Origin of the sequence: Marixanthomonas spongiae (genome assembly GCF_003095375.1) — a bacterium.
Taxonomy (GTDB): Bacteria; Bacteroidota; Bacteroidia; order Flavobacteriales; family Flavobacteriaceae; genus Marixanthomonas; species Marixanthomonas spongiae.
In genome coordinates, this window is sequence record NZ_QEHR01000007.1 from 102,803 (window position 1) to 118,851 (window position 16,049).

Annotated in this window: 14 protein-coding genes; 3 read left to right on the plus strand and 11 right to left on the minus strand. The window is 41.6% G+C overall.

Annotated elements, in window-relative coordinates; all coding sequences use genetic code 11:
* Window position 1 precedes the first annotated feature (1 nt).
* On the plus strand, window positions 2–1,729 hold the full coding sequence (locus DDV96_RS11640; protein ID WP_116694942.1) for a sodium:solute symporter family protein: 1,728 nt from the start codon (window positions 2–4) through the stop codon (window positions 1,727–1,729).
* 363 nt (window positions 1,730–2,092) lie between these two features.
* On the opposite strand, the gene DDV96_RS11645 is transcribed toward DDV96_RS11640, so the two are convergent.
* The 11 genes from DDV96_RS11645 to DDV96_RS11695 all read right to left on the minus strand — a co-directional run bounded on the left by DDV96_RS11645 (window position 2,093) and on the right by DDV96_RS11695 (window position 13,731).
* Window positions 2,093–2,908 carry a prohibitin family protein gene (locus DDV96_RS11645; RefSeq protein WP_116694943.1) on the minus strand — a complete coding sequence of 272 codons (816 nt, stop codon included), beginning with the start codon at window positions 2,906–2,908 and terminating at the stop codon, window positions 2,093–2,095.
* Between the two features lie 21 nt (window positions 2,909–2,929).
* Window positions 2,930–4,963: a VWA domain-containing protein gene (locus tag DDV96_RS11650; RefSeq protein WP_116694944.1), complete on the minus strand. Its 2,034-nt coding sequence runs from the start codon at window positions 4,961–4,963 to the stop codon at window positions 2,930–2,932.
* Window positions 4,964–5,159: 196 nt separating this feature from the next.
* Window positions 5,160–5,906 (minus strand): 3-oxoacyl-[acyl-carrier-protein] reductase, encoded by a 747-nt coding sequence (gene fabG, locus DDV96_RS11655; RefSeq protein WP_116694945.1) that lies wholly within the window; start codon window positions 5,904–5,906, stop codon window positions 5,160–5,162.
* A 156-nt stretch (window positions 5,907–6,062) separates the two neighbouring features.
* Window positions 6,063–6,935 carry a succinate--CoA ligase subunit alpha gene (gene sucD / locus DDV96_RS11660; protein ID WP_116694946.1) on the minus strand — a complete coding sequence of 291 codons (873 nt, stop codon included), beginning with the start codon at window positions 6,933–6,935 and terminating at the stop codon, window positions 6,063–6,065.
* A gap of 103 nt (window positions 6,936–7,038) precedes the next feature.
* The gene (locus tag DDV96_RS11665; protein WP_116694947.1) at window positions 7,039–7,452 is read right to left on the minus strand and encodes a nuclear transport factor 2 family protein; all 414 of its coding nucleotides are present in this window, start codon (window positions 7,450–7,452) and stop codon (window positions 7,039–7,041) included.
* Window positions 7,452–8,387: a UDP-3-O-(3-hydroxymyristoyl)glucosamine N-acyltransferase gene (locus DDV96_RS11670; protein ID WP_116694948.1), complete on the minus strand. Its 936-nt coding sequence runs from the start codon at window positions 8,385–8,387 to the stop codon at window positions 7,452–7,454. Before DDV96_RS11670 ends, DDV96_RS11665 begins: the two co-directional genes overlap by 1 nt.
* A gap of 83 nt (window positions 8,388–8,470) precedes the next feature.
* Window positions 8,471–9,037: an elongation factor P gene (efp, locus tag DDV96_RS11675; protein WP_116694949.1), complete on the minus strand. Its 567-nt coding sequence runs from the start codon at window positions 9,035–9,037 to the stop codon at window positions 8,471–8,473.
* Window positions 9,038–9,182: 145 nt separating this feature from the next.
* Window positions 9,183–9,968, minus strand: a complete 786-nt coding sequence (gene lpxA, locus DDV96_RS11680; RefSeq protein WP_116694950.1) for an acyl-ACP--UDP-N-acetylglucosamine O-acyltransferase — start codon at window positions 9,966–9,968, stop codon at window positions 9,183–9,185.
* Window positions 9,969–11,378, minus strand: coding sequence for a bifunctional UDP-3-O-[3-hydroxymyristoyl] N-acetylglucosamine deacetylase/3-hydroxyacyl-ACP dehydratase (locus DDV96_RS11685; protein WP_116694951.1), 1,410 nt, complete (start codon window positions 11,376–11,378; stop codon window positions 9,969–9,971). It abuts the gene before it with no gap.
* Entirely contained in the window at window positions 11,371–12,396 is a 1,026-nt protein-coding gene (gene lpxD, locus DDV96_RS11690) for a UDP-3-O-(3-hydroxymyristoyl)glucosamine N-acyltransferase (RefSeq protein ID WP_116694952.1), read from the minus strand. Before lpxD ends, DDV96_RS11685 begins: the two co-directional genes overlap by 8 nt.
* Before the next feature lie 105 nt (window positions 12,397–12,501).
* Window positions 12,502–13,731: an HD domain-containing protein gene (locus tag DDV96_RS11695; RefSeq protein ID WP_116694953.1), complete on the minus strand. Its 1,230-nt coding sequence runs from the start codon at window positions 13,729–13,731 to the stop codon at window positions 12,502–12,504.
* A gap of 122 nt (window positions 13,732–13,853) precedes the next feature.
* Between DDV96_RS11695 and porX the strand changes: the two genes are divergently transcribed.
* On the plus strand, window positions 13,854–15,404 hold the full coding sequence (porX, locus tag DDV96_RS11700) for a T9SS response regulator signal transducer PorX (RefSeq protein ID WP_116695097.1): 1,551 nt from the start codon (window positions 13,854–13,856) through the stop codon (window positions 15,402–15,404).
* Window positions 15,405–15,501: 97 nt separating this feature from the next.
* On the plus strand, window positions 15,502–15,915 hold the full coding sequence (tsaE, locus tag DDV96_RS11705; protein WP_116694954.1) for a tRNA (adenosine(37)-N6)-threonylcarbamoyltransferase complex ATPase subunit type 1 TsaE: 414 nt from the start codon (window positions 15,502–15,504) through the stop codon (window positions 15,913–15,915).
* Window positions 15,916–16,049: the final 134 nt, after the last annotated feature.

Consider the following 16,049-nt stretch of genomic DNA (forward strand, 5'->3'; position numbering starts at 1 on the left):
TATGCACTTAGCCACGTTAGATTGGGTGTTGATCCTTTCTTTTTTTGCTATCTTTTTAATCATCGGGCTGGTCGTTGCCAAAAAATCGGGCAAGAACACTCAAGAGTTTTTTCTTTCGGGCCGTAATATGCCTTGGTGGCTGTTGGGTATTTCCATGGTGGCCACCACTTTTGCCGCCGACACCCCCGGATTGGTAACCGAATTGGTAAGAAAAAACGGCGTTTCTGGTAATTGGGTTTGGTGGGCCATGCTGCTCACCGGAATGCTCACCGTGTTTTTCTATGCCAAATTGTGGCGAAAATCGGGCATTTTGACCGATTTGGAATTTTATGAACTGCGCTACTCGGGAAAAGCGGCCAAGTTTTTACGGGGCTTCAGGGCGTTGTATTTAGGAGTGATTTTTAACATTATTACCATGGCCGGCGTTTGTTTGGCCGGTGCCAAGATTGCCAACATCCTTCTGGGGATTTCACAAGAAGAAGCGTTGCTCTATTCGTCTATAATCGTGGTGATTTATTCTTCTTTGGGAGGGTTAAAAGGTGTTTTGATAACCGATTTAATTCAATTTGTCATTGCCATGGTCGGGTCTATCTGGGCGACAGTATATATATTGAACCTTCCCGAAATTGGCGGTCTTTCAAACTTGCTGGAAAATGAACAAGTAGCTACAAAACTTAACATCCTCCCAGATTTTTCGAATACCGAAATGTTAATCACCCTCTTCATCATCCCTTTTGCCGTACAATGGTGGAGTACGTGGTATCCCGGAGCAGAACCAGGAGGCGGTGGCTATATTGCCCAGCGTATGCTGGCAGCAAAAAACGAAAAACATGCTACTTGGGCCACGTTGTTCTTTAACTTTGCCCATTATGCCGTACGGCCATGGCCTTGGATATTGGTAGGGTTGGCTTCTATTGTCGTGTTCCCTAATTTAGAGAGTATTGTTTCGGCTTTTCCTAACCTGAATGCCGAAATGCACGGACACGATGTCGCCTATGTTGCCATGATGACCTATTTGCCGGCCGGTTTAATAGGTTTGGTACTTATTTCGCTTATTGCTGCATTTATGAGTACCATTTCCACACAGCTAAACTGGGGAAGTTCTTATGTAGTAAACGATTTTTATGGTCGGTTTGTCAATCCTGATGCTTCAGAAAAACAAAAAGTATTGGTGGGTAGAATTTCCACCGTGGTGTTGATGGCTTCGGCTGCTTTGTTTTCTTTTTATTTGCAATCGGCCAAAGACGTATTTGACCTATTGCTTCAAATTGGTGCCGGTACTGGACTGTTGTTTATCCTAAGGTGGTTTTGGAGCCGCATAAACCCATACAGTGAAATTGCGGCGATGTCCATTTCTTTCTTGATAGCAATTTTCTTTTTTATCAATGGAAAATTGGACAATCCGTTCTTTGAGTTAGCCGGGTATTGGCAGTTAACTATTGGTGTGGTGGTTACCACAATTGGTTGGATTTTAGTTACGCTGGTAACACGACCAACCGATAAAGACACCTTAGAAAGTTTTAAATCCTTGGTGTTTGGCAAAAAAAGCAAGTTTTACAATTTCAACTATAAAATATTGGCGTTCTTTTTAGGTATTATCGGCACGTACAGTGTCTTGTTTGCCACGGGGTATTTTATCTATGGTAACCTCGCAACGGCTACCCTACTATCCATCGCAGCTGCCCTCTGCTGTATTGTGCTCATCAAAATCTGGAAGCGGATTGATTAGGAATTAAAGTTTGCAGTATTCAGTACGCAGTAATCAGCAAACAAAAACTAGGTAGAAGAAATGACGTTTTATAACAAAAACACCTTAAAATAGTTTTAGCTTTAAGCAATTAAGCTGAACGTTAGCAGCAATAAAATTGAATGCTTATTTGTCGCGTCTGGTCGAGCGCAGTCGAGACCTCAAAGCCTCTCGACTGCGCTCGAGATATTATTCCTTCTATAAACCACATGCTTTATCCACTAGAAATAACACAGTTGCCAAAAAAATATTGTTGCATTACAATCAAAAAAACCCTTTCAAAAAATTCTGAAAGGGTTTCTAAGATATAATTAAATCGAAGTTTTACTGTTTAACTGTAACTGACTACTGATTTCCTAAAATAATAGGCATTCCGCTATCGCCAGAACCAATTACAATAACTTTACTGTTGTTGGATTCGGAAAGTTTTATCGTGGCTTGAATTCCTTTTTCCTGTAAAATCTTATCGGTCAACGATGCACTTAAAATACTGTTGGCTTTCGCTTTACCTTCTGCTTCTATACGTTGGCGCTCTTTTTCTTTTTGTGCTTTTTCCAATCGGAATTCATATTCCAAAGACTCCTGTTCTTGTTTCAATTTACGTTCAATGGCCATTTTTATAGTTTCCGGTAACGAGATATCGCGCACTAAAATTCGGTTTACTTGTACAAATTGATTTTGTAGCAGGTTTTTGGTCTCTTCCAACATTTCACTTTGTATGGATTCGCGCTTGCTGGCGTATAATTGTTCAGGGGTGTACCGTCCCACTACTGCTCGAGTTGCAGATCGTACGGCCGGTTTTATCAATCGTGTAATGTAATCTTCCCCTTTTTCCTTGTGGAGCTTTCCTAAATTTGCATCTTCAGGCTCAAACCACACTGAGGCTTCCAAACGAATGTCCAACCCGTTGGATGAGAGTACTTTCATAGATTCGTCCAACGATTGCTGCCGTACTTCATATATAAATACGTCGTTCCATGGGGCGACAATGTGAAAACCTTCGCCCATAGCGGGTTCATCGGTTACCACTCCACCTCCAAAGCGTTTATAGAGCACTCCGGCTTCCCCCGAAGATATGGTTACTGCAGATTTAGCAATTACAATAATAATGATGATGACACCTATAATTAAAGGTATTCCAATTTTGGGTAATCTTTCCATGCTGTTTCTTCTTTTTTTGGTTTATATAAGTCCGTTGTATTTTCTTATAAACCACTCAGCGCTAAGCGTTAACACAATAAGCGCGAGCAGGTATTTCCAATCGATTAAAGGTACGGTTTTTAGTTCGCTTTTCTGAATGGATCGGTAAGAATCATTTGTGATAAGGCTTTCTATTAACGCATCGGTTTTCATAGGGAAATAAGCCGTTCCTGAAGTTTTTTCGGCCAAACGCTTCAGCTTGGAAACATTGGCGTTTAAAAACTGCTGCTCCACATTGAAATCGAGGATGGTAAAACTTCCGTCTCGGGCAATTTCTTCTTCTTCAACTGAAACCGTGAACTGGTAATCCCCTGCCGGTAAGCTGTTTAAATCTACTTCGTAAAAATTGTTTTTCAGCAATAACGGAAACTTGGTCCGCTTATCGGTTTCCACATTGCGCACGGTAATGTTCAAGGCCGCACGGGAATCGAACACGTAATTTTTGTCGAAATATTGAGCTGAAACCTTTATCGGGCTGTTGTTGTAATAAAATGTTTCATTGCTCACTTCCAATCGGCTGCGGCGTTTGTTTGAAGCTAAATATTGTACCAACTTTCCTATAAATCCATCAAATTCTTGAAAATTATCATGTTGTAAATAGGACTGGGCGCGCCATTTCCAAAGGCCTTCTCCGTCCCAGATTGCGTCTCGCTTGCCGTTTAATTCCGTAGTGGCCAATAATGGATTTCCTGTTTCAAACCCATTGATGGCCTGATCTAACAGTGTTTCGTACGGAACCATAACCCGCAATTCGCCAAAAGTAGCTGTAAGCGGCGGAAAATCGTTAAAACCAATGTCCGTTACGGCAAACGTGCTGTAATTTTTATTTAATACAGCCGAAACGTCTTCGGTTTGCAAACTGGTTTCTTTTTTGAACTGTTGCTGTATCCCATTCAAAAAATTCCAATCGGTATTTGTACCGGTAATCGTTAGGGTGTTTTTCTTGAGTTTTTTAATTTCTGAATAAACTTGGGCAAAACCACGCTCTGGTTGATACAGCACAATCAATTGATAGTCATTGAGCAATGAAGCGGCTTCCGAAGGTTTTTTTATGGTCAGTGTTCGTTGTTCGTTAGCGGTTATGGCTTTTTTTAACGCCCCTAAATCTGGATGGATGATATCGCTCACCACCAACACATTGGTCGCTTGGTCAATCACTTCAACGGCAAATTGTTTGGTGTTATTGGTGGTGTTCTTTTCATCTTCCAAAGGTGAAATTTGCGCCACGTATTTTTGCAAGCCCACATTTGAGGCCGGAAGGGTGAAGTTCAAGGTTTTGCTATTGGCGTTTTCTGAAAAAGCCACCGTTTCCCGGTAAACCGTCGTGCCGTTCTGCGAAATGATAAACTGAGATCTTACCGAACCGGTTCCGTTGTAAACCAAGATCACTTCAACCGGAAATTTATTTTTTAAAAACGCATAACGGTTGCTGTTTAAACGCGCTATTTTAAGATCGGTGTAGGTGGTGGAGTCGCCTAAAATTAAAGGATAAATTGCATTTTTATAAGTAGCGGATGAAAACTCGTAATCGCGCCCAAGGGTCTGGTTGCCATCAGTTGCCAATATTGTGGGAGCGGTTTCATTTTTAAACAAGGCATTGGTAGCATCGAGCGCTTTTGAAAGATCCGTGTTCTTTTCGGAAAAAGATAAGGAATCCAGCTCGCCAAAATCATTTCCGAAGGAAAAATAAGAAACATCATATTTATCGTTCAACGCGCTGTTGTTTTTAAGTTTATCGAGCAAAGCTGAAACGTTATCCGTTTGTTCCAGTTCGGCGATGGAAGCTGAATTGTCCACCAACACCGGGAGGTGCGGCTTTTCAACGGAATAGGTTTCACTTTTAAACTTTGGGTTAATTAACAATACTAAAAGTGAAAAGAGCGTGATAAAACGTAAAATTCCAAATGTCCAACGTAGCGATTTAGAATATTTAGTTTTATATCCATACATAAACAACGCCAGCACAAGGGAAATTACGCCGGCGATACAGATATATAGTATGGTTTCGGTTGTCAATTATTGGTTTTTAGAAGTTAGAGGTTATAAAAAATAGAAAAAGTTTTCCAGACATCTCGACGATAGGAGTGATCACATCATCAATACTTTAAGATCGTTTTGCTGACTCAGATGTGATCCCTGATCGTTTCTCCTTCGGGATGACTACTATTCAATTGTCTTGAGCTTTATCGAAATGCTGCCAACTGGCTACTGATTAAGTAAGCATCCCACCGTCCACGTTCAACACTTGTCCCGTTATGTAGGCAGAAAGATCGCTGGCCAAGAATACGCAGGCATTGGCGATATCCTCTGGCGAGCCGCCCCGCTTTAACGGAATGGCATCGCGCCAACCCTGTACTGTTTCTTCATTAAGCTTACCGGTCATTTCGGTTTCAATGAAACCCGGGGCGATTGCATTGCACCGGATATCGCGTGAGCCGAGCTCTAAGGCAACAGATTTTGTAAAACCGATGATCCCAGCTTTTGAAGCGGCATAATTGGTTTGCCCGGCATTTCCTTTCACCCCTACTACCGAGCTCATGTTGATGATAGAGCCTTTGCGCTGTTTCAGCATAGCACGTTGCACAGCCTTCGTCATATTGAAAACCGATTTCAGGTTCACTTCGATTACTTTGTCGAAATCTTCTTCCGAAATGCGCATCAACAAATTGTCTTTGGTAATCCCCGCGTTATTGATCAATATATCGATGCTTCCAAATTCTTTCAACACTTCGGCCGCTAAATCTTGTGAATCTTCAAAACTGGCAGCATTACTTTGGTAAGCTTTTACCTTAACGCCTTCTTTGGAGAGCTCTTCGGCGATGGCCTCTGCAGATTCTTTGGACGAGTTGTAGGTAAATGCCACATTGGCACCGTGTTTTACAAATGTTTCCACGATTCCTTTACCTATTCCGCGGCTACCGCCGGTGATGATTGCTGTTTTACCTTCTAATAATTTCATAGCTGTTGGTTTGGTTTTGGTCTTTTTTGTTTATACCTACAGGGTTTTTAAAACCCTGCAGGATAATTCAAGATACTGCTTATCTTACATACACACCAAATATAAAAAAAGCCCTGTTAAAACAACAGGACTTTGGTATTTATCTATAATGGGATATTAGCCTACTATCTCGGCAACTTTTTTGCCTATTTCGGCTGGGGAATCCACAACGTGAATGCCGCATTCCCCTAAAATTTTCTTTTTGGCCTGTGCCGTGTCATCGCTACCGCCCACAATGGCACCTGCGTGGCCCATAGTACGTCCTGCAGGGGCTGTTTCACCGGCAATAAAGGCAATAATTGGCTTTTTGCTTCCGCTACCTTTGTACCATTTTGCAGCATCGGCTTCCAGTTGACCGCCAATTTCGCCAATCATGACCACCGCTTCGGTTTCATCATCGTTGATCAACAGCTCCACGGCTTCTTTGGTCGTAGTCCCGATAATGGGGTCACCGCCAATACCTATTGCAGTGGTGATGCCCAAACCTTGCTTCACCACTTGGTCTGCGGCTTCGTAGGTTAGCGTTCCAGATTTTGAAACCACGCCTATCTTTCCTTTTTTGAAGACAAAACCTGGCATAATGCCCACTTTGGCTTCGCCCGGAGTGATTACTCCCGGACAGTTAGGCCCAATTAAACGGCAATCCCTGTCTTTTATATAGTCAGCAACTTTTATCATGTCGCCCGTAGGTATTCCTTCGGTAATGGTAATGATTACCTTAATGCCTGCATTTGCGGCTTCCATAATGGCATCGGCTGCAAATGCCGGGGGAACGAAAATAATGCTGACGTCTGCACCGGTTTCTTCAACGGCATCGGCAACGGTATTGAAAACAGGTTTGTCCAAATGCTTTTGTCCACCTTTACCTGGAGTAACACCTCCAACGACATTGGTGCCGTACTCGATCATTTGTTGGGCGTGAAACGTACCTTCACTTCCCGTGAAGCCCTGTACGATTATTTTTGAATCTTTATTTACTAAAACGCTCATTCTCTTTCAGAATTTTTTATTGTTTTATATTGAAATGTATCATGCCAAACAGAATATGCAAGGCTGTGCAAAGGTACTATTTTGAAATAGTTTTTAAAAGAATTTACACCTTAACCTTATGGTACGATTCTGAAGTGTCATCGTTATCAGTCACCGGTTGGCTTATTTGATGCCCCCGAAAAATCTTACCATCCTTCACTTCCCAAATGGCCATGAAATGTGCAATTCCTAATTCTTCATCTGGGTTTTCAATGGTTTTGATGTAATATTTATACCGGACGGTAACATAATCACCATCTTCCAATAAATGGCTTACTTCTACCCTAAGATCGTCGTAGGTTCGGCGCATTTCGGTAAAATAATCTACTAAATCGCTATGGTTCATAATGGTAAGCCCATTGGTACTGTTCCATAGTAGTTCTAAATCGGGATGAAAAAATTTATCCAATACCGAATTTTCGTTTAACACATCTGAGAGGTAAAATCGCCTCACAATTTCTTTTGCACTTGTGCTCATTATATTTTATCTAATTTATCGATTATGTCGGGAATTAAGCGAATGGACGCCAGTTCCTTGTATTTTTTCCTGAATTCATCTGCCGGGGTTCCAAAATAGGATTTATGACCGGGAAGCGATTTACTGACGCCGCTTTGTGCCGAAATCACTGCTTTTTCGCCAATAGTGACCCCGCTGGTAATGCCCACTTGGCCCCATATTGTTACAAAATCCTCTACCAGCACACAACCGGCAATGCCTACTTGCGAAGCGATTAAACACCTTCTGCCAATTACGGTATCGTGCCCTATGTGCACTTGGTTGTCCAATTTGGTGCCTTCCCCTATGGTTGTCGAGGCCGTTACACCACTGTCGATGGTACATTGAGCGCCAATGTCGACATTATCTTTAATAACAACCTTGCCACCGCTTAATAATTTATCAAACTTCTCAGGGCGGTTTTTATAGTAAAACGCATCGGCCCCCAAGACCGTACCGGAATGGATAGTTACATTATCACCAATTATCGTATTGTCGTAAATGGAAACATTTGGGTGGATAATACAATCGGCGCCAATTTCCACGTTGTTGCCTATAAAAACATTGGGCTGGATGATGGTGTGGTGGCCTATTTTGGCTGAATCTGCAATGACAGCCGTAGCAGCCACAAACGGGTTAAAATGGTGGATCAATTTATTGAAATCACGAAACGGGTCGTCGCTTATCAACAGGGCTTTTCCTGGAGGGCATTCCACTTCTTTATTGATCAATACAATAGTGGCAAGTGACTGTAAGGCTTTGTCATAATATTTGGGATGGTCCACAAAAACAATATCGCCCGGCTGTACTACGTGTATTTCGTTTAACCCCAACACCGGAAAGGCAGCTTCGCCTACATAATCGCAATCAATAATGCCTGCAATGGCACTTAGGGTTTGGGGCGTTGAAAATTTCATTTTATATGAATTTGAAATCAAATATAAAAAATCCCGTCACAATAGCATCGTGACGGGATTTAAATTTTTGCTGAAAGGTAAATCTATTCTTTAATCCGCTCTTGGTATTGCCCTTTTTCGGTATCGATACGTATTTTATCGCCTTCGTTGATAAATAAGGGAACGTTCACTTCGGCGCCGGTTTCAACAGTGGCGGGTTTGGTGGCATTCGTTGCGGTATTGCCTTTTACGCCAGGCTCTGTTCTGGTTACTTCCAAAATGACGTGCGGTGGCATTTCAACAGAAAGTGGGGCGTTATCTTCTGTATTGATGAGCACGGTAACTACTTCGCCTTCCTTCATTAACTCTGGGGTGTCCAATGCTTCTTTCAGCAAACGGATTTGTGTATAATCTTCCGTGTTCATAAAATGATAAAATTCCCCTTCATTATATAAGAATTGAAATTTATGCGTTTCTACCCGTACATCGTCGATTTTATGTCCTGCGGAAAACGTATTGTCAATGGTTTTTCCGGTAGTGACGCTTTTTAACTTAGTACGCACAAAAGCCGGCCCCTTCCCGGGTTTTACGTGTAAAAATTCAATTATTTTGTAAATATCATGGTTATAATGAATGCATAACCCTTTTCGAATATCTGATGTAGTTGCCATATTTTTTAATTATGAATTATGGATTCAGAATTAAACAATTCCTGAATTCCGATTTGTCTTTTAATCTTTTACTAATATTTGACGTTAGTAATTTCAAACATCCAACATATCTCATGTCTCACGTCTAAAATCTCACATCTCATATTTAATTATTACTGAAATATCCTTTCATGATCCCCCGTTTGGAGTTTTTGATAAATTGAAGGATTTCGTCCCGCTCTGGGGTCGCTTCCATTTCAGCTTCAATAATTTCTGAAGCTTGGGTCGTGTTGTAATTGTTTTGGTACAAGATGCGATAGATGTTTTGAATCTCACGTATCTTTTCGGTATCGTATCCCCTTCTTCGCAATCCTATGGAATTGATTCCAACATAAGAAAGCGGTTCACGGGCTCCTTTTACATAGGGCGGTACGTCCTTTCGCACCAAAGAACCACCTGTTACAAAAGCGTGGCTACCAATCATACAAAACTGGTGCACGGCTGTCATTCCGGCCAAAACAACGTGGTCGCCCACAGTTATATGGCCTGCCAACGTACTGGCATTAGAAAAAATACAGTTATCGCCAACAATGCAATCGTGGGCGATGTGGCAGTAGGCCATAATCAAACAATTTTTTCCAATGACCGTCTTTCCACGGTCTATAGTGCCGCGGTTTACGGTTACGTACTCCCTTATGGTCGTATTATCGCCTATTTCGGCTGTGGTTTCTTCGTCCTTGAATTTTAAATCCTGTGGAACGGCAGAAATAACGGCACCTGGGAAAATAGTACAGTTTTTTCCTATACGGGCTCCCTCCATAATGGTTACGTTGGAGCCAATCCACGTGCCCTCGCCGATTACCACATTGTTATGGATGGTCGTAAAGGGTTCTATCACCACATTTTTGGCAATTTTTGCGCCCGGATGGACGTATGCTAACGGTTGGTTCATTTAGTCTTCTTTAGATTTTACTATCTGTGCCATCAATTCGGCTTCGGTGACCAGCTTATCATTAACGTAGGCATCGCCTTTCATATGGACAATCCCTCTTCTAATGGGGGAAATCAATTCCAAATTAAAAATAAGCGTGTCCCCTGGGTTTACTTGCCGCTTAAACTTAACATTGTTTATCTTCATAAAAAACGTCAAATAATTTTCGGGATCTGGAACCGTGCTCAAGGCTAAAATACCTCCTGTTTGTGCCATGGCTTCAACAATTAAAACCCCAGGCATCACGGGAGCCCCCGGAAAGTGACCTACAAAAAATGGCTCGTTCATGGTCACGTTTTTAAGACCTACCACGCCCGTATCGGTAAGTTCCAATATTTTGTCCACCAATAAAAAAGGCGGGCGGTGCGGCAGCATGGCCATAATCTCGTTAACGTCTTTTACCGGTTCTTTTGAAATATCAATTTGCGGAACTTTATTTCGTTTTTCAATCTTAATGAGCCGCGACAATTTTTTGGCAAACTGGGTATTTACTGTATGCCCGGGCTTATTGGCAATGACTTTTCCGCGAATGCGGGTCCCTATCAAGGCCAGATCACCAATGACGTCCAACAGTTTATGGCGGGCCGCTTCATTGGGGTGGTGCAGTGTCAAATTATCCAAAATTCCATTGGGTTTTACTGAGATTTCATCCTTGCCAAAAGCGCCACGCAGTTTTTCCATGGTTTCGGGCGATAATTCCTTGTCCACATACACGATGGCATTGTTTAAGTCACCACCTTTGATAAGGCCATGGTCCAACAAGGTTTCAATCTCGTGCAGAAAACTGAAGGTGCGGGCATTTGCAATTTCATCTTTAAAATTGGAAATGTGCTGTAAGGTGGCATTTTGCGTTCCCAATACTTTGGTGTCAAAATCGACCATTGTGGTAATTTGGTACGTATCGGAAGGAATAACGGTTATTTCGCTGCCGGTTTCTTCGTCGGTGTACGAAATAACTTCTTTTACTACATATTCTTCCCGCGGGGCTTCTTGTTTTACAACGCCGGCAGCTTCTATTGCCTCCACAAAAAACTTTGACGAACCGTCCATTATAGGAGGTTCGGAAGCGTTGAGCTCTATCATACAGTTGTCCACTTCCATCCCTACCAAAGCCGCCAGCACATGTTCAGATGTATGTATTTTCACCCCCTTTTTTTCCAAGTTAGTGCCCCGTTCGGTATTGGTGACAAAATTTGCATCGGCCTCTATAACAGGATTGCCTTCAAGATCTACGCGCACGAACTTGTAGCCGTAATTCTCTGGCGCAGGTTTAAAGGTGATGGTCACCTCTTTTCCGGTATGCAAGCCTACTCCGGTTAGGGATGTTTCCTTGCCAATGGTTTGTTGATTTGTGGAGTTGCACTCAATCATTGTCAGATTTTTTTTCAAAAGTATTAAATCGCTTGATTATTTCAGGCAGATTTTTAAAATGAACATAGCTTTTATTGAATTTATTGTAACTCAAGGCTGGCGAACCTTGCAATGCCTCATTGTCATTAACATTTCGGCCAATGCCACTTTGGGCTTGTATCCTCACATTGTTGCCTATGGTAATATGGCCTACGATACCCACTTGACCGCCAATAACGCAGTTTTTGCCTATTTTGGTCGATCCGGCAACGCCAGATTGGGCTGCAATAACAGTATTTTCGCCTATTTCCACATTGTGGGCTATTTGTATTTGGTTGTCCAGTTTTACGCCTTTACGAATTATAGTAGCACCTAACGTAGCACGGTCTATGGTGGTTCCGGCTCCTAAATCGACATTGTCCTCAATGATTACATTGCCAGTTTGTGGCACTTTTGAATACTCTCCTTTTTCATTTGGTGTAAAGCCAAAACCATCGGCACCAACTATTACTCCACTATTGATTACACAATTGTTGCCTATTATGGTTTCAGAATAAATTTTGGCCCCCGCAAAAATAATTACATTATCCCCTATGGTCACATTGTTGCCAATGTACACATTAGGATATATGGTGGCGTTGTCTCCAATATTAACGTTATCACCCAAATAAGAAAAAGCGCCCAAATACAGGTTTTCCCCATACGTAGCGCTTTCTGAAACAAAAACAGGGTCTTCAATCCCCGTTTTGTTCATTTTTACCTGGTTGTAGTATTCCAACAACTTGGAAAAAGCCTTGTAGGCATCATCTACCCGTATAAGGGTGGTATCGATTTCGTGTTCGGCAACAAATTCTTTGTTGACGATGGTTATGGTAGCTTGTGTTGAATATATATAGGAGGTGTATTTCGGGTTGGCCAAAAACGTAAGACTCCCCGCGGTTCCTTCCTCAATTTTAGCAAGTTTTGAGACTTCGGCATCTTCATTTCCTTCTATTTCCCCCTCTAAAAGACCTGCTATTTGTGTTGCTGTAAATTTCATTTAGTAGCATTGTGGTTAGTGATGAATGCCATGAAAACAGGCTTTCCCTGTTTTATTGAATGGTTTTGGTATGGCAATAATCCCTGCAAAAATAGAAAAAAAGGTTTAGTTATCGCTTTTTGGATAGCACAGATAGTATTTTATCACTTTTTCCGATAGGGCTTTTAGGTTCACTTGGTCGCTCGCCTTGGCCACATCTTTTATTTTTCCGGTTTTGGTCAACAAGTCGATGGTGTCTTTGTCCATGCGGTATGCCTGATTCTGGATACTGCCGGTAAACACAAAATAAGCGGCCTCCTCTTCGGTTAAATGATGATTTTTCATGACCTGCTTCAATTTCTTTTTTTCTTTTTCTGAAGAAATAGGTTTTTTTTTCATTTTTATCTTTAACAAATCCCGGTCCAACAACATTTTTGAAAGTGTTTTGAGTATGAAATCATCGCAATCGACCCAATATTTCATGGCCGAAACGATATCGTAATCGTCTAGTTTTGAAAAAGTTTCCAGTACCTCTTTCGTAAAGGTTTCTTTCGTTATGGCGTTCTTCAAGAAAAAAGACAAGGCCTCGCTTGCAGGAAGTTCCACCCCTGCATCGGTCAATTGTTTGGCGCGTTTTAATAACCGAAGCAACAATTGTTCGGCCACGATGCCCGTTTTATGTAAATACACCTGCCAATACATCAACCGGCGGGCGATGATGAACTTCTCGACCGAATAAATTCCTTTCTCCTCTACCACCAATTTATCGTTGTGTACGTTCAACATGGTGATGAGCCTTTCGGAATTTACCGATCCTTCGGAAACACCAGTATAAAAACTATCGCGCCGCAAATAGTCTAAACGATCCATATCCAATTGGCTCGAAATGAGCTGGTGCAGGAATTTTCGGTCGTATTCATCTTTAAAAATCGTGATGGCAAGCGTTAATCTGTTGTTAAAATTTCGGTTGAGCTCTTCCATGAAGAATAGGGAAATCTGCTCGTGGTTCACGCTTTCTACGATGCTGTTTTCCATAGCATGCGAAAACGGACCGTGACCAATATCGTGCAGTAAAATGGCGATATATATGGCCTCTTCCTCATCTTCTGAAATTTCAACGTCCTTAAAACGAAGTACTTGTACTGCTTTACGCATCAAATGCATCGCCCCCAAAGCGTGGTGAAAACGGGTGTGGTGCGCACCTGGATAAACGAGGTACGACATGCCCATTTGGGAAATCCGTCGCAGGCGTTGAAAATATGGATGCTCGATCAAATCGAATATCACGGTATTTGGGATGGTAATAAACCCGTAGATGGGATCGTTAACTATTTTGAGTTTGTTGCGTGATTTCAAACTTTAACTTTAAATTAATACTGGCACATTTCGTATTGAAAAACTTCAGGATTAGTTTTGTTCAAGAAGCGATTTTTTCAGAAAAACTGAAAGCTTCAACACAGAAAAAACAAATATACAATATGAGTGAGATAAAAGTACTATGGGTAGATGATGAAATAGATTTGTTGAAACCTCACATCCTATTCCTTGAGAAAAAAAATTATAGCGTTACCACCGCACAAAGTGGCACTGAAGCCTTGGAAGAAATTGAAAAAGACAGTTTCGACATTGTTTTTTTGGACGAAAACATGCCTGGCCTCACAGGTTTGGAAACCCTATCTGAAATAAAAGAACAACAAGCGTCGCTTCCGGTGGTGATGATTACCAAAAGCGAAGAAGAATACATAATGGAAGAAGCAATCGGTTCTAAAATAGCCGACTACCTGATAAAACCCGTGAACCCCAACCAGATTTTGCTGAGTTTGAAGAAGAATCTGGACCATTCGCGATTGGTCTCAGAAAAAACCACTTCCAGCTATCAACAGGAATTCCGGAAAATCGCCATGGACATGTCGATGATCAACTCTTGGGAAGGCTGGGTCGATCTCTATCAAAAACTGGTGTACTGGGAATTGGAACTGGAAGACATTGAGGATACCGGGATGTTCGAGATTTTGGAGTCGCAAAAAACAGAGGCGAACACCCAATTCTGCAAATTTATCGATAAAAACTATCCCGAATGGTTCAAGGACCAGGAAAAAGCCCCTGTGATGTCGCATACCTTGTTCAGGGACAAGGTCATGCCGCAATTGGAGGACAAAGCCCCTACATTATTGGTGGTGGTGGATAATTTAAGGTACGACCAATGGAAGGCTTTTGAGCCTTTTATTGCCAATGCCTATAAAAAAACCAAGGAAGATATGTTCTGCAGCATTCTTCCCACCGCCACGCAATATGCGAGGAACGCAATCTTTTCCGGTTTAATGCCAAGCGAGATGGAAAAACTCCATCCAGACCTGTGGTTGAACGATACCGACGAGGGCGGAAAAAACATGAAAGAAGATAAGTTTTTGGAAGCGCAACTGAAACGTTTCGGGCTCAACCTAAATTGGAGCTACCATAAAATTTCGAGCCTGAAACAGGGAAAACGGTTGGCCGAAAACTTTAAAAGCCACAAAAATGAAGATTTAACCGTTCTAGTCTATAATTTTGTCGATATCCTCTCCCACTCCAAAACAGAAATGGAAGTGATTAAAGAATTAGCCTCGACCGATAAATCCTACCGTTCGTTAACCCAGAGCTGGTTTAAAAATTCTCCTTTGATGGACATTATTCAGCAGGCATCACAGTTAGGGTTTAAATTGATTATTACCACCGACCACGGCACCATTAACGTGAAAAATCCTTCGAAAGTGATTGGTGATAAAAATACCAGTTTGAATTTGCGGTACAAAACCGGAAAAAGCTTAACGTACGAAGATAAGGATGTTCTGGCCGCTACCGACCCGAAAACCATTAACCTGCCTACGATAAATATGAGCAGTTCGTTTATTTTTGCGAAAGGCGACCTCTTTTTTGCGTACCCCAATAATTACAACCATTACGTAAGTTATTATCGCAATACCTACCAACATGGAGGGGTTTCTTTAGAAGAAATGATCATTCCATTTACGGTATTAACGCCTAAATAATCTTAATCTGTAAGAAAATTCTTAATAATACGCACTTCATCGAATAAATTAGTTATTTATCGGTAGAGTGTGTTATATTTGGTCGCAATCTTAAAAAATGGAAATAACGTTTACATTAGCTACCTTGCCCCAAACGGCCGATAAGGTACTTGCCAATGCCCCAAACAAACATGTGTTGTTCTATGGAGAGATGGGCACTGGAAAAACCACGCTTATCGCGGCCATGGCAAAACAGTTGGGGGTTACCCAACCAGTTTCCAGCCCCACGTTTTCATTGGTGAACGAATACCCATGTAATGATGGAACCCTATACCATTTTGATTTTTACAGAATTGAAAATGAAACCGAAGCTTTGGATATCGGGATTGAGGAGTATTTCCATACCGATGATTGGGTGTTCGTAGAATGGCCCGAAAAAATAAAAACGTTGCTCCCCACAAACCATACGATAATAAACCTGACAAAAAACAAAAACGGAAGTAGAACCTTAAAAATGATGCCAGTGAAATAAATTGCGACGCTACCAATACCGTACGATAGTTACTTTTAAAATAGCCCCAAATCGCTTCATTTTTAAAGCAGGATACTTATTTTCAAAAATAACCTATAAAGATACGGCGAACATAGTTGAAATACTTGTTGAAT